Source organism: Pseudobutyrivibrio sp. C4 (assembly GCF_900111635.1).
GTDB classification, from domain to species: Bacteria; Bacillota; Clostridia; order Lachnospirales; family Lachnospiraceae; genus Pseudobutyrivibrio; species Pseudobutyrivibrio ruminis.
Map to the genome: position 1 here is coordinate 158672 of NZ_FOHF01000004.1, position 19883 is coordinate 178554.

A 19883-nucleotide genomic window follows, 5' to 3' on the forward strand; every position below is an offset into this window, starting at 1 on the left:
ACTTTAAACTTTAAAACTTTAAACACTAAAATTTCATGCAACAAAAAAACCTCCCTGGATATTTCTATCCAAGAAGGTTTTGAAAATTTATTTTAGTATAACTTAGCACCAGCTGGGATGTGGTTGTCAATCATAAGAAGGTGAAGCTCCTCATCATCGCTGTCCTTAAGGTTGTTGACAGCTGAAAGAAGCATACCGCATGATTCGATACCCATCATTGGTCTTGGTGGAAGGTTTGTAATTGCTACAAGTGTCTTTCCAACAAGCTCCTCTGGCTCATAGAATGCATGAATTCCTGAAAGGATTGTGCGGTCTGTGCCTGTACCGTCATCAAGTGTGAACTGAAGAAGCTTCTTTGACTTTGGTACTGCCTGGCAAGCCTTTACCTTTACTGCTCTGAAATCACTCTTTGAGAATGTCTCGAAATCAACCTGCTCCTCGAAAAGTGGCTCAATCTTTACGTTTGAAAAATCTAAACCCTCGTTTGGAGCAAAGAATCCATTATCAGCACCTGCTGCCTGTGGCTTTGCAGGGTTAAGTGACTTCATAGTAGGGAATAATAATACGTCACGGATTGCAGCGCTATCTGTAAGAAGCATGCAAAGTCTGTCGAGACCGTATCCAATACCGCCTGTAGGTGGCATACCAATTTCAAGTGCGTTAAGGAAGTCCTCATCTGTGTGCTCAGCTTCGTCATCACCAGCTTCTGCATTTGCATCCTGTGCTGCGAAACGCTCACGCTGATCGATAGGGTCATTAAGCTCTGAGTATGCGTTACACATCTCCCATCCGTTGATGAAAAGCTCGAAACGCTCTACCTTTGTAGGGTCAGATGGCTTCTTCTTTGTAAGTGGAGAAATCTCGATTGGATGATCCATAATAAATGTAGGCTGGATAAGATTCTCCTCACAGAACTCCTCGAAGAAGAGATTAAGGATATCTCCCTTCTTGTGACGGTCCTCAAACTCGATACCCTTCTCACGAGCAAGTGCTTTTGCAGCCTCATCGTCTGCAACTGTATCAAAATCGATGCCTGCGTACTTCTTAACAGCATCTGTCATTGTAAGTCTTTCGAATGGCTTGCCAAGGTCGATTTCTACTCCGTTGTAAGAAATCTTTGTAGAACCAACAACCTTTTCAGCAAGATATCTGAACATGCTCTCTGTGAGCTCCATCATACCTTCGTAATCTGTGTATGCCTGGTAAAGCTCCATAAGAGTGAACTCTGGGTTGTGACGAGCATCAACACCCTCGTTACGGAATACACGGCCAATCTCGAATACACGCTCAAGACCACCAACGATAAGTCTCTTAAGGTAAAGCTCAAGAGAGATACGAAGCTTACGCTCCTCGCCAAGTGCGTTGTAGTGTGTGAAGAATGGACGAGCTGCTGCACCACCTGCGTTCTCAACAAGCATAGGTGTCTCAACTTCCATGAAATCACGATTTGCAAGGAAGTTACGGATTTCGCGCATCATAAGTGAACGCTTGATAAATACATCCTTTGAATCCTTGTTCATGATAAGGTCAACATAACGCTGACGATAACGTGTGTCTGTATCTGTAAGACCGTGGAACTTCTCTGGAAGAATCTGGAGTGACTTTGAAAGAAGAGTCATCTCCTCAGCATGGATAGAAATCTCACCTGTCTTTGTTCTGAATGCATATCCCTTTACACCGTAGATATCACCGATATCTGACTTCTTGAAATCTGCATATGTATCTTCGCCGATTGCATCACGAGCAACATAAACCTGAATGCTGTTCTGTAAGTCCTGGATATTGCAGAAGCTTGCCTTACCCATAACACGCTTGAACATCATACGACCTGCAATGCTAACGTGGATTGGATCTGCATCCATGATAGCACGACGCTCGTTGTAATCATCATTAATGGCCTGCTTTGCAGCCTCCTCATCCATTCCATCTGTGTTAACAGCTGGACGACCTGCTAAAAGCTTTGCCTCATGCTCCTCGTAAAGAGCGCGAACTTCATCGCTGTGATGAGTCTGATCGAATTTTGTGATCTGGAATGGATCCTTGCCAGCTTCCTGAAGTGCAGAAAGCTTTTCACGGCGAACCTGAAGTAACTGATTAATATCCTGCTCTGCCATAATTTCTCCTTATCTATTTAAAAACATTTTAATTATTGTCAAACTACTTGATTATAGTCTAGTTTCCTCAATTGTGTCAAGGAACTATACTATCTGCTGAAGCCATACATTGCTCTTTACCATGAAATATCCCATGATGTTTTTGATGATTTCTGTTCCCTGTACAAAGAAGTATACCGAAACGATTCCAAGGCCTGTAAAATGAGCCAATACAAATGCAAGTGGAGCCATAACAACCCATGTAAATACTGAGTCGAAAAGGAATGTTACAAGTGTCTTGCCACCTGAACGAAGTGTAAAGTACGAGCAGTGGCTAAATGAACAGAATGGCATCCATAGAGCAGCTACAGCAATAAATTTTGTAGCAAGTGCTCTGATTTCTGGTGTGACATTGTAAATGTGAGGGAACAATCCTCCAAATGCAAACATGATAACCGCCATGATTGTACAGCAGAATACGCTGAATGCAATCATCTTATTATCTGCATCCTTTGCTTCCTCAAGCTCTCCTGCTCCAAGGTACTGTCCAACAATAATACTGATACATGCGCCAAGCTGGATAAATACAATGTTGAAAAGGTTTCCTACTGTATTTGAAATGCTGAGTGCTGTAAGTACATTCATTCCACGAATTGAGTAACTCTGTGTTACAGCGCTAACGCCTGCTGCCCAAAGTACTTCGTTGAGCATAAGTGGCGCACCTTTGATGAGAATCTGATTAAAAATCTTTCTTGGGATTCCAAAACCAAGATAAGCTCCTGCAAGATATTTGTTTTTGTCTGCGTGAGTGTGAGCCCAAATAATAACGATGGCTGCTTCGATATATCTTGCGATAACAGTTGCAATAGCAGCACCCTCAACTCCAAGCTGTGGGAATGGTCCAAATCCGAAAATCAAGCAGTAATCCAAAATAGCGTTTGTAGCAACTGCCACCATACCTGCTACCATAGGAACTACCGTCTGGCCTGTTTCTTTGATGTTGGTAGCGTATGCCTGGTTTACAGCAAATGGAATCAATCCAACTAAAATAATACTCAAGTATTTAAGTCCAAGTGAAAGTGCAAGCTCTGGAGATGCACCTTCGCTTTCTGTAAGGAAAAGGGAAATAAGCTGGCTTCCCCAAACCTTGAACATCAAAATACCTAGTATAGTTACAAGCAATGTGGTGTAGAGCTTAAATCGGAAGGTGTACATATGACCTTTGTGGTCGCCCTTACCAAAGTACTGTGCTCCGTAGATGCTTCCTGCGGAAGCTGCACCAAAAACTGCCAGTGAAAAAACAAAGTTTAACTGATTGACTGTTGCGACAGCAGATATTGCTTCCTGCCCCAATTGTCCAACCATGATATTATCCAAGAAACTTACGAAATTGGTAATTGCATTCTGGATAATCATAGGTGTTGCCAGGAAAATATATCGTCTGTAAAACGCCTTGTCACCGATGTATTTTTTCTTAAGTCTAGCTAGCATATTTTCCTCCTTTTGTTGTGTGATTATTTATAGGTACAAAAAAAGCGGCCCTGAATAGGCCGCCTTAATGTGCGATATTACTTGTTCTTCTTTGCAGCAAGAATCTTGTACTGGAATTCTCCAGCTTCTGTCTCTACTGTAACTGTATCGCCCTTCTTGTGTCCAAGAATAGCCTTACCTACAGGAGACTCGTTAGAAATCTTGCCCTTAAGGCTGTTTGCCTCTGTAGAACCTACGATTTTGTACTCAACTTCCTCGTCGAACTCTACATCAAGAAGTGTAACGGTCCATCCAATGTTAATGTTCTTTGTATCGTGTTCTTCTGTAACGACCTCAGCGTTTTTAAGAATCTTTTCGATTTCTTCGATACGAGCTTCGATATCTCTCTGCTCATCCTTAGCTGCATCGTATTCTGCGTTTTCTGAAAGGTCACCCTGCTCACGAGCTTCCTTAATCTTCTGTGATACTTCTTTACGTTTATTGACCTTGAGATCCTCAAGTTCGTCCTCTAATATTCTAAGTCCTTCAGCAGTAAGTAAATTCTTCTTTGCTTCCATATTATTTCCTCCAGGGTCTATAATTTTCAAAAGAGCCTTGCTAAGCAAGACCCTACTAACTTCAATAACTTAGTGAATTATAAGCCACCCACATATTGATGTCAAGAATTCCAAATTAATTCATAAATTATTTAAAATTTGCCAAAAAGTTGTGGAAAAGGGCTTCTAATTCTTCGTATGATTCTACATCGTTTATCATGCCTCTAAGCTTGCTTGCTCCCTTGTATCCAGCGGTATACCAAGCTGCATGCTTTCGCATTTCTCTGATTCCAAGGTAGTCTCCCTTGAACTCAATTTGAAGTCTGGCATGACGAAGCATGGTGTCAATCATCTCCTCGATAGGTGGTTTGCCAATCAGCTCTCCTGTTTCGAAGTAATGGAGAATCTGATGGAATATCCAAGGATTGCCCTGTGCTCCACGACCAATCATAAAGCCATCGCAGTTTGTCTGCTCCTTCATGGCAATCACATCCTTTGCATCAAGAATGTCGCCATTGCCGATTACCGGAATTGATACTGCATTTTTAACGTCAGCAATAATACTCCAATCCGCTTTTCCAGAATAATATTGCTCACGGGTACGTCCGTGGACTGCAACTGCAGCTGCACCGGATTCCTGTGCGATGTGAGCCATCTCTACCGCGTTAATATGTTCATCGTCAAATCCCTTGCGAATCTTAACAGTGACAGGCTTGTCGATTGCCTTTACCATCTTTTCGATGATTTCGCCCGCCAGTTTAGGATTCTTCATGAGGGCAGAACCGTCGCCGTTATTAACTACCTTTGGCACCGGGCATCCCATATTGATATCAAGGATGTCGAAATTACGATGCTCGATTTTGGCCGCCATAGCTGCCATGATATCTGGGTCCGAGCCAAAAAGCTGAAGGCTAACAGGGCGCTCTCTTTCATCTACAGTAAGAAGGCTTTCTGTATTTTTATTGTTGTAGTAGATGCCCTTGGCGCTGACCATTTCCATGCAGCAAAGGGCTGCTCCCTGCTCTTTGCATAACAGACGAAATGGCAGGTCTGTTACGCCTGCCATTGGTGCCAAAATTAAATTATTGTCTAGTGTTACATTTCCAATTTTTAATTTATTAATCATTATCTCTTTTGCTTGTTATAAATAAACTTCATTCCATAGAGTGTAAGATTTGGATTGTAGATATCGATGCACTTTGTTTCGCTAGCGATAAGATTGCCAAGTCCACCTGTTGCTACAACCTTCACATTATCATAGCCACTCTCTTCTATCATGTGTTTTACGATGTATTCTGTCTGACCAATCTGACCGTATACAAGACCTGCCTGCATAGATGAGATTGTTTCCTTTGCAAGGATTTTCTCAGGCTTCTTGATTTCGATTTCAGGAAGCTTTGCTGCATCCTCCCAAAGAGCCTTTGCGCTGATGCGGATACCAGGAGCTGTTACACCTGAAACGAATGCTCCATTTCCATCAACCAAATCGTATGTGGTAGCTGTACCGTAATCAATTACAAGAACTGGGCCACCGTAAAGCTCGTAAGCACCTGCTGCATCAACAATTCTGTCTGCACCAATCTGCTTTGGATTCTCTGTAGCGATTCGAATGCCGGTCTTGATACCAGCCTCAACGATGATAGGCTGAATATCAAAATACTTGATGATTGCACTTGTAAGAGAGTGCATTACATTAGGAACTACAGATGCGATGATTACATCGTTTACCTTGGATGCATCCAAATCGTTTGAACGAAGGATATCCTTGATTACGATACCAAATTCATCTGATGTTCTGTTTATCTTTGTAGTGATACGGAAGTTGCCAAGGAGGTTGTCTCCATCAAAAACTCCCATAGTGATATTTGTATTTCCAACGTCGATTGTAAGTAACATTACATGCCCTCCCCAAGGAAAACTACTTTATAGTATGTCTCAAGTGCCTCGAATAACTCTGTGCGCTCTCTCTGCATTCTTTTTACTTCAAGTGCAGAACCAATCTCGTCATAGAGTAAATCATCCTCGTTGTGATCTACGTCGATTCTGAGGCTGCCATCCTCTTCGTAAATGAACTGGATTGTTCCACTTACTTCTTCGGTGTACATAACGCACATGATTTTTAATTCATCCTTAATCATTGGAGGGAGTCCCTCGAAGTCCGGATTCAAATAAAATTTCTTAGTGTAGCAGCTAGCGCCGCATAATACTACTTCTTCTTCCATATCAAATGTATCCATAGATTCCTCTAACAGAAACCTCTCCTGTACTAATTATTTTTTGCTGACCGTCAACTTCTATGATGAGCTGGCCTCGGTCATCGATTCCTTTTGCAATAGCTTCGTAGGAATTCTCCTGAGCCTCTATTCTAACACGTTCGTTCAGATTAGCAAGATATCTTTCGTATTCTTCCTTTAGGCCGGACATATCCTGGGTCTTTATGAAGATGTTGTAGTACTTCTGAAAGCTCTCCCAGATAGCCTTTGTGATTTCGGAACGATGTCCTTTTTCCCCGGATTGTTTCTGCAGCTCAATATCTACAGATGTGGCCTTGAATGCAATCTCTTCTGGGAACTGAGTGTTGTGAACGTTGACACCAATACCTACTACAACGTACCAAACCTTGTTGTCCTTCATTTCCATTTCGGTGAGGATACCGCAGATTTTCTTGCCACCCAACACGATATCGTTTGGCCATTTTATTTTGCCCTCTAGGCCATATAGATTTGATAACGCATCCCTAACTGCCATTGCCGCAACTACAGTGATTGTTGGAATAGCTTCTAATGAGATGTCATCTGGTCTAAGCAAAAGCGAAGTGGATACTGAATCCTTTGTAGGTGATTCCCACTTTCTTCCGATGCGGCCCTTTCCTGCAGTTTGTGTGCCTGCTGAAATAACTAGTCCCTGTGCTTCGTTGTCATGAGCACGTTCTTTAATTCTGTCGTTTGTTGAATCTACTGATTCGTAATATTCGTATCGTATTTCCTCTAACATGAACCTAATGTTGCATACATAATAGCCTTGATGGAATGCATGCGATTTTCTGCCTCATCAAATACTATTGAATGCTCGCCTTCAAAAATTTCGTCTGTAACTTCCATACAGTCTATTCCAAATTTGTCATGAATCTGCTTGCCGATTGTGGTATTCAAATCGTGGAAAGCAGGAAGGCAATGCATGAATTTTGCATCAGGCTTTGCATAAGAAAATGCCTTTGCATTCACCTGATATGGGCTAAGGTCGTTAATACGCTCTGCCCAAACCTCATCAGGCTCGCCCATTGATACCCACACATCTGTGTAGATAACATCAGCATCCTTGCAGCCCTCTGCTACATCTTCTGTAAGTGTGATTGTAGCTCCTGTCTGGCTTGCAATGTCCTGGCACTGCTTTACAAGTGACTCCTCTGGGAAATATTTTTTGTTTGTGCAAGCCACAAAATCCATACCAAGCTTTGCACAAGTAACCATAAGGGAATTACCCATATTATAACGGGCATCGCCCATATATACAAACTTTATTCCCTCAAGTTTGCCAAAATGTTCCTTTATTGTCATCATATCTGCAATCATCTGTGTAGGATGTGATTCATTTGTAAGACCATTCCATACTGGTACGCCTGCATATTTTGCAAGATCCTCTACGATAGTCTGCTCAAATCCACGGTACTCGATTCCGTCATACATGCGACCAAGGACGCGTGCTGTATCGGCGATAGATTCTTTTTTGCCAATCTGAGAGCCTGATGGATCCAGGTAAGTTACATTAGCCCCCATATCGTAGGCTGCAACTTCAAATGAACATCTGGTACGTGTTGATGTCTTTTCAAAAATCAAAGCAATATTCTTTCCGGCCATGTAATCCTTTTGAGACTTACCCTGCTTCTTTTCAGCCTTAAGCTGAATAGATAAATCAATAAGATAATTGATTTCCTCAGTAGTTAAGTCCAACATCTTTAAATAGTTCTTTCCTTTTAAGCTCATAACGTACCTCCTTAGCGATGTATATTTATGCATTTATTGTAATTAATTATGCATTATACAATAAAAGAGCCCTTGGGTAAAGCCCAAGAGCTCGGATTTTTGCATCAATATATTTAAAACTAGTAGAAAACGTGGTTACCAATGATAAGTCCATCTTTTGAACCTGCGCGTCTAAAGTGTGTTGCGCCACCTGTTGTATCAACACCTGCAAGGGCATCGTAAGCTGCCTGAATACAAGAAGCCTTTGGTCCCTTTGAGATAACTGATGACATACGTGAAGTTGCAAACTGTCCCTTAGCGAAAATAACTCCGCTGATTGTGTTTGCATAAGAACCGCTGCGAACTCTGTTCATAACAACAGAACCAACTGCAACCTGGCCCTCGTAAATCTCGTTTCCTGCTTCAATCTGAATGATTGCTGCAAGAAGAGTAACATCGTCTGCAGAATCAATAATGCTTTGATTTGCTGCAGCGGCAGCAGCTGCTGCCTCCTTTGCCTGACGTGCTGCTTCCTCTGCTGCAGCCTTAGCCTCTGCCTCTTCTTCAAGAGTGATAGCTTCGCCAGTAACCATGTCCACCTGGACATACTCTGCCTTAACATATCCTGATACGCCTGCTGATGTAACTGCTACCCAGCCATCAACTACCTCTGCATCAGAATTAACTGTAAGCTTTGTTCCCTTAGAAACAACCTTGAGGATGCTAGAATCCTCTGAAGCTTCGCTACGAATGCGAAGTCCTGCTACATCTGTTGTAGCGTATGTATCACATACATCCATTGCAAGCTCGTAAGCTTCGATGCCTGTGACGCAGAAATCTGCTGATACAAAGCCGTGTGCATTACCTGACTCGATTTCGTACCATCCGTCAAAAACATCTACGAGTGTAGCAACATCGCCAGAACGAAGCTTTCCAATAACTTCTGAATCTGAGCTGGCTTCTGAACGAATAGAAAGATAATCGTCAACCTGTGCCATAACCTTGTCTGCCCACTCATCATATTCATCTTCTAAATCAGGCTCAACCTGATCTGTTGTAGACGCAACCACTGTAACATCCGCTGATGCATAAACCAGACTTGAATCTCCTGCTGTGAGCTCCATTGATGATACTGCTGAGAATACACCTGCTGTGCTAGTTGGCTGAACTTCTACAGCTGTAGTAGAAACCTCTTCCTCAGGTGCGCCTGTGTATGCGCCTGTAAATAAGAGCATCAATGCTACTGCAAGAGCTCCTGACTGCATAGTACGTTTATTGATATACTTTCGATTTTTATCGTACGCTGCAGCAAGATAATTGCTAAATTTAACCATAAGCCTCCGTTGTTTTTTACAAAAAAATTCTATTTATTACAACTTTGTTACGAAGGCTAATATAACATTCTTACAATTTTTTGTCAAATTACGGCATCAATACAGTCCCAAAGCTCTTGATATTTGATTGGTTTTTGGATGCAATACTTTGCTCCCATAAGCTTATATTTAAGCAAATCTGTCTTCTGTCTGCCTGAACAAACTATGATTTTGGCCTGCTCATCCAACTGGAGTAATTTATCTATCAGCCAATCTCCACCGATGCCACCCTTCATCATAATATCTGTGATTACTACATCAGGATGAAATACTTCATACATAGTGTATGCGTCGTAACAATCCTGTGCCTCGATAATTTCTGCGTCATCAGAAAGAATTCTTTCCAAAGTGCGTCTCGCAAAAAGTTCGTCATCAACTATTAATACTTTCATTAACTATATTCCCCTTTTTTCATAATAGTTATTCTCCATAACTAATTCTATCACGTATTTTCGCAGGTTTGTACTATTATTTGACTTTTAATGCACGATTGTTATCATGTAAATGTTCAAATAAAAATACTTAATATTTATATAAGAGGTTCTATATGAAAAAGATAGTAATGACAGGCGGAGGCACCGCTGGTCATGTCACACCAAACCTAGCTTTGGCTCCTCTTCTCAAGGAGCAGGGCTATGAAATCTACTACATCGGTTCATACACTGGAATCGAAAAGAAATTGGTAGAAAATGCTGGTATCACTTACTATGGTATTTCATCTGGTAAGCTTCGCAGATATCACGACTGGAAGAACTTTACTGATCCTTTCAGAGTAATCAAGGGCTTTTCCGAGGCAAATCAATTGCTCAAGCACATTCAACCAGATGTTGTGTTCTCAAAAGGTGGATTTGTTTCTGTACCAGTTGTTATGGCGGCTGCTCGTCAGCATATTCCTTCTATTATTCATGAGTCTGATATGACTCCAGGACTTGCCAACAAGCTTGCTATTCCATTTGCTACAAAAGTGTGCTGCAACTTCCCTGAGACACTTCAGTATCTTCCAGAAGGCAAAGCAGTTCATACAGGCTCACCAATTCGTCGCGAGCTTTTCACTGGCTCAAAGGAAAAGGGGCTTGAGTTCACGGGATTTACTGCCGACAAGCCAGTTATTTTAATTATGGGCGGAAGCATTGGTTCCCGTTTTATAAACAATGCTGTTTGGGAATCCCTTGATACTTTACTTGCAGATTTCCAGATTGTTCATTTAGTTGGTAAGGGAAATATCAACAAAGATTTGGAAGGCAAGGCAGGTTATCAACAATATGAGTTTGTCAGTGAACAATTAAACGATGTGTTCGCTATGACAGATTTGATGATTAGCCGTGCAGGCGCAAATTCAATCTGCGAGATTCTTGCATTAAAGATTCCAAATATCCTTATTCCACTTTCAGCTGCAGCTAGTCGTGGAGATCAGATTCTTAACGCTGAAAGCTATAAAAAACAAGGATTTTCAACTGTTCTTCAGGAAGAGGAACTTACATCAGAGATTCTTATTAATGCTGTAAAAGATGTTTATGATAGAAGAGATTCTATAAAAGAAACCATGGCATCAAGCCATTTGCTAGATGCTAATAGCACTATTTTGAAGCTTATAACAGATATAAATAAGTAAAAAGAAAGGAGCCGGTACATTAAGTACCTGCTCCTATTTTTATCTTAGTACATTGATGATGCAATTGCAGCGCCAAAAACAGCGATGAAAATAATGTAAAGTACTAACACGATAGCTGTCCAGATAAGTGCAGCTCTTGCCCAATTCTTCTTTGATGGCTTTGTGTTAGCGCTGAAAGACCAAACGAACATCATAACGATGTTAACGATTGGAATACAGCAAAGAAGTGTTGTAAGCATCCACTCACCTACACCAACTGTCTCATCAACTACAGGCTGCTGGTATACAGGCTGCTGATTAACTGGCTGACCTGTCATTGGGTCAAAGTTCATATTGTTGTCCATATCTCTTCTCTCCTTTTTGTTATGAAATTAACATACCTGTAAATTATAAATTTCTTAACAATCAGAGTCAAGAGATTAGTTAAATAATTTAAAATAATTCTTCTTACTATTCTTTTATAATGATAGTTTCTTTACAACTTCTGCTGTCTCTTCATCAGTAAATGACTGATGGCTCCATCCGCAGATTGTTTTATCAGGATCATCCTCATATCTTGGAATAATGTGGATGTGCAAATGATGGACTGTCTGACCTGCTGCTTCACCATTGTTTTGTACGATATTTACACCGGCGCAGCCAAGTTCTGCCTTCATTTTATTTGCTATTTTTTTAGCAAGTGGTAATGCCTTTTCAAGCACATCATCATCTGCCTCAAGAAGGTTTGCAAAATGATTCTTTGGAAGGATAAGGGCATGTCCTTTTGTAGCAGGATCTGCATCCAAAATTACCTTAAAATCATTATCCTCAAAAATAGAATTTGTTGGAATATCTCCATTTGCCAACTTACAGAAAATACAATTGTTGTCCTTCATTACATTATCCTCCTAGCTAAAAGTGAATATTTCGTCAAGCATGCGAAGGGTTCTGAAATTGCCCTTTGCTGTCATGTCTCCTACTGAAAATGCACGCTGGAATGTTTCGCGGCCTGCTACGATGTTGTCCATGATTGAGCCTGTAAGCTTCATGTAAACGTCGATATTGTCCTCTTTGCCGTAGTGACATTCAAGCTGCTCACCCATTACATTCATAAATAATGGCTGGCTTTTTCCCTCTACCATAAAGAGATATTTTGCATAGAATTCTGGGTTTCCTCTAAAGTGAACCTTGAAATCATTTATGTATTCATTGGTGCTGTCTTCCTGCTTCTGTCCCATCATATCTCTGAACATGCTTGTCAAATCAGCGATATCTGCCTTCTGTGTTTGAACATATTCATCGTCAGATACAAACTTTGAAAGCTGCTCTGATTCCTGTGGAGAAAGCTCAAGCTGAGCTGTTCTAAGAATGCTTCGTGTGACAGCCTGATTGCTGGTAGGGAGTCCCTTTGTGTGCTGTGAAATTGTACGGTAAAGTGTCTCAACTTTCTTTTCGATGATGTGAGCATATTCCGCATTTTCTCTGAATTCTTTAAGATCTTCCACGTATCCGCAGAAGCCAGAACATGGCAAACCGCCAAGAATCTCCCAAGCATTTTCAAGTGTAACCATAGCCTCACGCTCGCCGTAGGTTGTAGACATTACAACTGGCTGCATATATGTGGTAGCAAGGGCTGATTTGTCTGCATATAACCAACATGCATCCAAAAACTGGTTCATATAGCCACCAATTCCAAGCCATTCCACTGTGGTTGCAAGAATGATTCCATCTGCATCCTTAAGTGTCTGTGGAAGCATAGAGATTGCATTCTTTTGTTCGTAAATATTGTAAAGGCGAACCTCAACCTGAAGCTCTGTCAAAACCTGCTCCATTTTGTTAATTACATATAAAGTTGGGTCCTCCAAAAGGCCTCTTCCGCCGTAATAGATATTAACTTTCATACATCATTCCTCATTGATATCATCCTGTTTTAAAGTATAATTTTTTTCGGACTCAAAATCAACGTGTGACCCCTTTATTAATGTAGGAATTCCGTAGGTAAAGAATGTAATGATTATGCCTGCAGTAAGTCCTCCCAGGTGACCTACATTATCTGTTCCGGCGTAGGCAAATCCAAAATAAAGTGTAAGTCCTGCCATAATCAGCATTCTCTTGGTGCTTATTCCTTTATATTTGCCTTTATGTACAAGAATAACGATAAGCATTCCACCAACTATTCCAAATATTCCGCCGGATGCTCCAGCCACAATATCATTTTTTCCCATCAAACACATAAAAAAGAATGACAAAAAAGAGCCAGTAAGTCCTGACCCTAAATAAATTCCTAAATAACGCACTGGCCCCACTGCTCGCTCGAAAATCTGACCAAGCAAGAATAAAAGCAGCATGTTATTCATCAAATGTTCAATTCCAAAATGCATGAATGTAGCTGTAAGAAGACGATACCACTCCCCCTCCGCAAGTACTTTGTTTGGGTTCATGGCACCATTTAACAGCATGAATAAACCATCCGTAGTGTCCCCCATGATTTCCAACACTACGAATGTAATGATATTTATAGCTACCAATATATATGTTATTGGTGTTTCCTTTGGATTAAAATACTCGTCCCTCAAAACTATGCTAGCATTTCCTGTGGCATTCTGTGCAAGAGCTTACTCATTGCCACTTTGTGCTCTTCCTCCATCTCCGTAAGTGGAAGTCTAAGGCTTCCTACATTAAATCCTAACATATTCATTGTGGATTTAACAGGGATTGGATTTACTTCGCAGAACAATGCATCTACTAGCTCGAGGTAATCAAGCTGTAATCTTCTAGCCTTTTCTTCGTTGCCATTGAGGTATTCCATAACCATGTCATGTGTACCCTGTGGTGCAACATTTGAAAGAACAGAAATTACTCCGATTCCACCAAGTGAAAGAATTGGAATAACCTGGTCATCATTTCCTGAATAGATATCAAGGCATCCTCTGCAGAGGCTGGCAAGCTTTGTAATCTGAGAAATATCTCCGCTTGCTTCCTTGATTCCTACGATATTTGAATTCTCAAGGCCAAGACGCATAGCTGTTTCTGGCTGGATGTTGCATCCTGTACGGCTAGGCACGTTGTACATGATGATTGGAAGTTTTACTTCATGAGCGATTGCTGTGTAGTGCTCGTACAAGCCCTGCTGTGTAGCCTTGTTGTAGAAAGGTGTAACAATAAGAAGACCATCTACATCAAGCTTTTCAAGCTTCTTTGAAAAATCGATAACAAGCTTTGTAGAATTGGCGCCTGCTCCCGCAATAACAGGAATTCTATGATTAACACGTTTTACTGTAAAATCTATAACCGAAAGCTTTTCTTCCTCAGTCATTGTGGCTGGCTCGCCTGTTGTACCGCACACAACGATTGCATCTGTATGGCCTTCAATCTGTCTATCAATTAAAGTTCCGAGCATGTCATAATTTACGGTATCATCTTCGTTAAATGGAGTGATTAGTGCTACTCCAGCTCCCTTAAATAATGTCATGTCCATCCTCCTTAATAATCTCTGCGATAAGCTCGCGCTCATCCATGTGGTGCTTAACACCCTTAATTTCCTGATAATCCTCGTGGCCCTTACCTGCAAGTACCACAATATCCCCTTCTTTTGCATTTACAAGGCAATAGCGGATTGCTTCCTTGCGGTCAGGGATTGTTACGTATTCTCCATCAGCCTTTTTAACGCCGATTAAGATGTCGTTGATAATGTCCATTGGCTCCTCGTTACGTGGGTTGTCTGATGTGACAACTGTAAGATCAGCAAGCTTTGAGCTTACCTCTCCCATTTCATAACGACGGCTCTTTGCACGGTTTCCACCACAGCCAAAGAGGCAAACCAATCTGCCTGGCTCATAAGCCTTTAAAGTTGTGAGAAGGCTGTCTAAGGCCATTGCATTATGTGCATAGTCAATCATGACTGTAAATTTCTTTGAAACCGGAACAAGCTCGATACGTCCCTTTACATGAACATCCTTGAGAGCTGCCTTAATTTTATCCTCTGCAACATCAAACTGCTTGCAGATTGCAACTGCTGTAAGTGAGTTGTAAACAGAGAATGTTCCTGGCACATTTACCTCAACATCCATGTTTTCCTTGCCTGCGATGTGATACTTAACTCCGAGAGCGCCGTGCTCCTTGAGAAGCTCAACATTTTCTGCTATAAGGTCGTTGTCCTTGCCGTAGCCATATTTAACAACATCGCAAGTGTGGCCCTTAAGGATTCCATCGATGTGCTCGCTATCTCCGTTGAAGATACCAACTTTACACTGCTGGAAAAGAAGGCTCTTGCAATGCATATAATCATCAAAATCCTTGTGCTCATTCTCACCGATGTGATCTGGCTCAAGGTTTGTAAATACGCCAATATCAAAAGTGAAACCTGAAACTCTGTGAAGCATTAGCGCCTGTGAGCTTACTTCCATAACAACAGCATCAAGACCCGCATCAACCATCTGTCTGAAAAGCTCCTGAACTCTGTAAGACTCTGGTGTTGTGTTTACTGCGGGGATACGCTCCTCGCCAACGATTGACTCGATTGTTCCAATAAGGCCTGTCTTGATACCAGCCTTTTCAAGGATTGACTTTACCATGTATGTAGTAGTTGTCTTGCCCTTTGTTCCGGTGATACCGATTGTCTTAAGCTCCTTTGCCGGATGACCGAAGTATGCAGCTGAAAGGATTGCAAGGGCCTGACGGCTGTTCTTTACCTTAATGTAAGTAACGCCTGCAACTGGCTCAACATCCTTTTCGATAATGATAGTACCTGCTCCCTTTTCGATTACATCCGGGATGAAATCGTGGGCATCTCTAACTGTTCCTGAGATGCAGACAAACACTGAATCCTTCTCTACTTTTCTTGAGTCATATGTAAGTGTAGATATTTCGCGGTCTAATTCTCCTGCGAATAACTCATAGTCTAATTCTTCTAAAAGAGTTGTTAATTTCATTTTTATACCTCTATTTCTCCTGAAAATACCTCGGTTGCTGGACCTGTCATGAATACGTGATTGCTTGCGCGGTCGTATTCTATAGTAAGGTCGCCACCTCTCAGGTGAACTAATACTTTGTCTTCTGTCTTTCCGTTAAGGATACACGCCATAACAGTGGCGCATGTGCCTGTTCCGCAAGCCCATGTCTCAGCGCTGCCTCGCTCCCAAACTCGCATATTAGCCTCTGTTCGGCTAATAACTTGAACAAACTCTGTGTTGGTGCGCTTTGGAAATCTTTCATGATTTTCAAAAAGTGGACCGTATGTCTCAAGTGGGAAGCTTGCTGTGTCATCTACGAAAACAACTGCATGTGGGTTTCCCATAGAAACACATGTCATGTTCCATGTCTTGCCGCCTACTTCGATTGGTTCATCGATGACCTTGTCATTCTGTGAAACCACTGGGATGTCTGCAGGTGTAAGAATTGGCTCTCCCATATCTACGCGAACCTGCTGAACCTTGCCATTTTCAGGATAAAGGATAAGAGTAAGAACTCCGGCTCCTGTTTCTACTGTGATTTCTGTTTTGTCTGTAAGCTTGTGGTCGTAGACATATTTAGCAACGCAACGAATTCCGTTGCCGCACATCTCTGCCTCTGAACCGTCAGCGTTATATATGTGCATTCTGAAATCTGCTTTGTCAGATGGGCCAATTGTGATGAGACCGTCTGAACCGATTCCGAAATGTCTGTCGCTAACTTTAATAGAAACTTCTGCTGGGTTATCAAGCTGCTCCTCAAATAGGTTTACATAAACGTAGTCGTTACCGCAGCCATGCATTTTTGTAAATTTCATAGGTTGTCCTTTCGAAACTAGTTAACTGTACTGTTTCTATCATACCACAAGTATACTCCGCACTTTTTAATATTATAATGCTGCTTTGTGCTGAAAATATTGCAAATAGTGCTGATAGATATATAATAAATTTAAGATATTATTAGGAGGTTTCCATGGATAGATACTCTAAAAAAGGTTATTTATACGATAATTTCAAGATTTTTCATCTTGTAGATTCCAATTTGGGCGAGATAGATTTTCACTATCACGATTTCCATAAAGTGCTCATTCATTTATCTGGAAATACTTCCTATTCAATAGAGGGGCAGACTTTTGATCTGCAGGCTGATGATATTGTGTTTGTCAGTGCAGGCGAGGTTCACCGCCCTATTTTCCACGATAATTCCCCATATGAAAGAATCATCATTTATATTTCAAAGGAGTTTTTGGCAGAATATAGCAGAGAGGGAAATGATTTATCTTATTGCTTTAGAAATGCAATGGAAAAGGGTTCTCATGTTTTGAGACTTCATTCTTTTAAGAATTCACGGGTTGCCGCCGCAGTCGGAAAGCTTACTGCAAATCTTGGTAAGGATGATTATGCCAACGAGCTTTTTATGCAGGTGCTGTTTTTGGAATTCATGATTGAGCTTAACAGGGCAGCAATCAGCGATGAGGTGGAATATATTTCTACAAATTATGCCGGTTCGAAAATCGGCGAAATTATTCATTACATAAACGAACATTTAGCGGAAGATTTATCAGTGGATACAATCGCCGGGCAGTTTTTCCTTTCCCGATATTACTTGATGCACACGTTCAAAGATGAAACTGGCTACACCATTGGAAACTATATTTCAATTAAGCGACTGTCATTAGCTCAATCCCTGATTAATTCTGGTGTTGCTATCGTGGAGGCTGCTGAGCAAGCCGGCTTTGGCACCTACTCCACATTTCTTAGAGCATACAAAAAGACCTATGGCACTAGCCCTAAGAAAAAAGCTATGTCACAGGCCTCGCTGTCATTTTAATCTATTAGAATAAGTAGCTTGCAATATATTCTGTTTTTTCTGGGATGGCAATTCCTGGATCTGCAAGCTTAAATGTAAGCTGCTTTCCTTCTTCGCGACACTGGTTTTCAAAATGATACATGGCGATTCCTAAATCTACTTTCTGCAAATCATATGTGCCATTATCGTAACCACGGTCCTTTTTCTCGTAGAAATGAACGCCACTTTCTGTTACTACAACTCGCCATGGCTGTTTATTTACAGCTGATGGTGCAAGGCGAACTGCCTCAAGAGCTAAAAGAATGCCACATTCCTTTGCCTCATCCTGTGTAAGCGGAGTGTTGAAATCACCTTTGAAGAATATGTCTGAGAAGTCAAATCTTGTGTCGGCCTTTACACCTTTTCTCATGAGCACTTCTTTAACGCCCATTTTATCTGCCCTATATCCAATAGGACTCATACATGGCATAATTTCATCTTCCTGAAGATTTGAAGCTGCTTCAAATTTATCTCTTGGCATTGTTCCACCAATCCAAACTGAACCCATTCCTTTACTTTCCGCATACATTAATAATTCTTCAAAACTATAGCCATAGGCAACATCTGCATTTTCGCCTTTTTTGACTTTTGCTGAAATATAATGCTTTTCGCCAGATAGAACTGGGCTCGATAAATCATGATCTTCCTTATTTAAAAACACAAATTCAACTGGGATATTGTATGGATTTACAATACTTGTAGAGTAAGCCTGTAAATCCTTTAATTCTTCTTGAGTTAATCCCTCTCCATCAAAAGTTCTAACACTTCTTCTATTCTTTACATCATCAAAAAACATATACCGTACCTCCAATTAATTTACATTATACTATTTAATTGCGCTAAATCAATCTAAAGTGTTATAAATTTGTGTTATAGTGGGTTGTGCGCGCATTTTTTGTGCATTATATACATTTTGCAATCGTGTAAATTGTATAATTTGTATAACTTCTCAATGGAAGTTTTCAGAAATCATGGTATTCTATAGATGTTGATTGATAAAAATGTTTATAGGAGGTTTTGACATGAACATTTTCAGAGAGTTATTTGACAGCGAAAACGGCAAGGTTATGACATTTATAGATTATTTAAAAAGCAGCTACATCGACTAAGTCGATTAGCTGCTTTTGTTTTACTTTCTCAAAATATCTACAGTGTGGGCGCTGGCACCGAGCAAGTCGGCGCGCTCGCAGACGGTCATTTGATAATTAATAAACTGCATAAACTGTTCCTCTGATAATGCATTAACTTCCCTTCTCATATGATTAGCAGGTCCATCTGGAGAAATAATCTGCATTCGCTCTAAACCAACCTCCTCATTTAGACTTGCTATATCTTCTGTTCGCATAAACATATACAAATCATCAGCGCCCGGCCGTACGTGGAAGGCTTCATCCAACTTTCCCTCAGCAATATTCTCTAAGACGTGGCCCTCTTTGATTCCATAGGTCAGGAAGGCATACTCATTCATTACATACGCAACTAGAATATAGCCACCAGTTTTTGTAACACGCTTTGCTTCTTTCAAAGCCTGAAGCTGCTCTTCTCTGGTCTTTAGGTGATACATCGGTCCAAATAAAAGTGTCAAATCGAAAGACTCATCCTCAAATCTCTTGAGCTTAAGTGCATTTCCCTGGAAAGCCTTTACACCTGTGCCCTTGGCTTTAAGCATACCAAGGTTGTGCTTAACAAGCTCAACTGCAGTGACATCGTATCCCTCTTCCCAAAGAGGGATACTGTAGCCGCCTGTGGCGGCTCCAATATCCAGAATCTGGATATTGGATTTGTCCTTTCCTGTCTCTGCTGCAACCATGTCTAAATATTTATGGACATACTTCATAGTAACAGTAAACTCCATGATTCCATGGCGACTTCGCAGGCGTTTGTCCTCATTGAATTTGTTATAGTATTCTTCTAAATCTGTCATACTCAATCCTTTAAATGTAAGAACCATCTCAAAATGAGATGGTTCTGTCTAAATCACATGTAGTTTATTTAAAGCTAACGGGAAGACGCAGCCATTATATATCGCCTCCGGCGAT

General features: G+C 41.0%; 21 protein-coding genes. 2 read left to right on the plus strand and 19 right to left on the minus strand.

Features of this window, described 5'->3' with window-relative positions; translation table 11 throughout:
• Positions 1-92 precede the first annotated feature (92 nt).
• The 10 genes from lysS to BMY66_RS08555 all read right to left on the minus strand — a co-directional run bounded on the left by lysS (position 93) and on the right by BMY66_RS08555 (position 9847).
• Positions 93-2114, minus strand: coding sequence for a lysine--tRNA ligase (lysS, locus tag BMY66_RS08510; RefSeq protein ID WP_090394846.1), 2022 nt, complete (start codon positions 2112-2114; stop codon positions 93-95).
• Positions 2115-2198: 84 nt separating this feature from the next.
• Positions 2199-3584, minus strand: coding sequence for an MATE family efflux transporter (locus tag BMY66_RS08515; RefSeq protein WP_090394847.1), 1386 nt, complete (start codon positions 3582-3584; stop codon positions 2199-2201).
• Between the two features lie 77 nt (positions 3585-3661).
• Positions 3662-4141: a transcription elongation factor GreA gene (gene greA, locus BMY66_RS08520; RefSeq protein WP_044936502.1), complete on the minus strand. Its 480-nt coding sequence runs from the start codon at positions 4139-4141 to the stop codon at positions 3662-3664.
• 127 nt (positions 4142-4268) lie between these two features.
• Positions 4269-5246 (minus strand): tRNA dihydrouridine synthase DusB, encoded by a 978-nt coding sequence (gene dusB, locus BMY66_RS08525; RefSeq protein ID WP_177175627.1) that lies wholly within the window; start codon positions 5244-5246, stop codon positions 4269-4271.
• Positions 5246-6016, minus strand: coding sequence for a type III pantothenate kinase (locus tag BMY66_RS08530; RefSeq protein WP_074791469.1), 771 nt, complete (start codon positions 6014-6016; stop codon positions 5246-5248). The genes dusB and BMY66_RS08530 overlap by 1 nt, the downstream gene beginning before the upstream one ends.
• A complete protein-coding gene (locus BMY66_RS08535) occupies positions 6016-6357 on the minus strand; it encodes a DUF6145 family protein (RefSeq protein WP_330371741.1) in 342 nt (113 codons plus the stop codon). The genes BMY66_RS08530 and BMY66_RS08535 overlap by 1 nt, the downstream gene beginning before the upstream one ends.
• Positions 6344-7114, minus strand: a complete 771-nt coding sequence (locus tag BMY66_RS08540; RefSeq protein WP_090394848.1) for a biotin--[acetyl-CoA-carboxylase] ligase — start codon at positions 7112-7114, stop codon at positions 6344-6346. Before BMY66_RS08540 ends, BMY66_RS08535 begins: the two co-directional genes overlap by 14 nt.
• Complete coding sequence (argF, locus tag BMY66_RS08545) at positions 7108-8103, minus strand: ornithine carbamoyltransferase (RefSeq protein ID WP_044936509.1); 996 nt, start codon at positions 8101-8103, stop codon at positions 7108-7110. Before argF ends, BMY66_RS08540 begins: the two co-directional genes overlap by 7 nt.
• A 119-nt stretch (positions 8104-8222) precedes the next feature.
• On the minus strand, positions 8223-9416 hold the full coding sequence (locus BMY66_RS08550; protein WP_049960334.1) for a cell wall hydrolase: 1194 nt from the start codon (positions 9414-9416) through the stop codon (positions 8223-8225).
• An 83-nt stretch (positions 9417-9499) separates the two neighbouring features.
• Positions 9500-9847, minus strand: coding sequence for a response regulator (locus BMY66_RS08555; RefSeq protein WP_044936511.1), 348 nt, complete (start codon positions 9845-9847; stop codon positions 9500-9502).
• A 155-nt stretch (positions 9848-10002) separates the two neighbouring features.
• On the opposite strand from BMY66_RS08555, the gene BMY66_RS08560 reads away from it, so the two are divergent.
• Positions 10003-11067 carry an undecaprenyldiphospho-muramoylpentapeptide beta-N-acetylglucosaminyltransferase gene (locus BMY66_RS08560; protein ID WP_090394849.1) on the plus strand — a complete coding sequence of 355 codons (1065 nt, stop codon included), beginning with the start codon at positions 10003-10005 and terminating at the stop codon, positions 11065-11067.
• Between the two features lie 44 nt (positions 11068-11111).
• On the opposite strand, the gene BMY66_RS08565 is transcribed toward BMY66_RS08560, so the two are convergent.
• The 7 genes from BMY66_RS08565 to dapF form a co-directional block, all read right to left on the minus strand.
• A complete protein-coding gene (locus BMY66_RS08565) occupies positions 11112-11411 on the minus strand; it encodes a hypothetical protein (protein WP_207645497.1) in 300 nt (99 codons plus the stop codon).
• 114 nt (positions 11412-11525) lie between these two features.
• Positions 11526-11942, minus strand: a complete 417-nt coding sequence (locus BMY66_RS08570; protein ID WP_044936516.1) for an HIT family protein — start codon at positions 11940-11942, stop codon at positions 11526-11528.
• 12 nt (positions 11943-11954) lie between these two features.
• The gene (locus BMY66_RS08575; protein WP_090394850.1) at positions 11955-12947 is read right to left on the minus strand and encodes an SCP-2 sterol transfer family protein; all 993 of its coding nucleotides are present in this window, start codon (positions 12945-12947) and stop codon (positions 11955-11957) included.
• Positions 12948-12950: 3 nt separating this feature from the next.
• Positions 12951-13622, minus strand: coding sequence for a rhomboid family intramembrane serine protease (locus tag BMY66_RS08580; protein ID WP_242942692.1), 672 nt, complete (start codon positions 13620-13622; stop codon positions 12951-12953).
• Between the two features lie 2 nt (positions 13623-13624).
• Positions 13625-14518, minus strand: a complete 894-nt coding sequence (dapA, locus tag BMY66_RS08585) for a 4-hydroxy-tetrahydrodipicolinate synthase (protein WP_090394851.1) — start codon at positions 14516-14518, stop codon at positions 13625-13627.
• Complete coding sequence (locus BMY66_RS08590) at positions 14505-15977, minus strand: UDP-N-acetylmuramoyl-L-alanyl-D-glutamate--2,6-diaminopimelate ligase (protein WP_090394852.1); 1473 nt, start codon at positions 15975-15977, stop codon at positions 14505-14507. Before BMY66_RS08590 ends, dapA begins: the two co-directional genes overlap by 14 nt.
• A gap of 2 nt (positions 15978-15979) precedes the next feature.
• Positions 15980-16813, minus strand: a complete 834-nt coding sequence (gene dapF / locus BMY66_RS08595) for a diaminopimelate epimerase (RefSeq protein ID WP_090394853.1) — start codon at positions 16811-16813, stop codon at positions 15980-15982.
• 155 nt (positions 16814-16968) lie between these two features.
• Between dapF and BMY66_RS08600 the strand changes: the two genes are divergently transcribed.
• Positions 16969-17826, plus strand: a complete 858-nt coding sequence (locus tag BMY66_RS08600; RefSeq protein ID WP_090394854.1) for an AraC family transcriptional regulator — start codon at positions 16969-16971, stop codon at positions 17824-17826.
• A gap of 4 nt (positions 17827-17830) precedes the next feature.
• Here BMY66_RS08600 and BMY66_RS08605 read toward each other — a convergent pair whose 3' ends face one another.
• On the minus strand, positions 17831-18640 hold the full coding sequence (locus BMY66_RS08605) for a nitroreductase family protein (protein ID WP_090394855.1): 810 nt from the start codon (positions 18638-18640) through the stop codon (positions 17831-17833).
• A gap of 333 nt (positions 18641-18973) precedes the next feature.
• Positions 18974-19768, minus strand: coding sequence for a class I SAM-dependent methyltransferase (locus BMY66_RS08610; protein ID WP_090394856.1), 795 nt, complete (start codon positions 19766-19768; stop codon positions 18974-18976).
• Positions 19769-19883 lie beyond the last annotated feature (115 nt).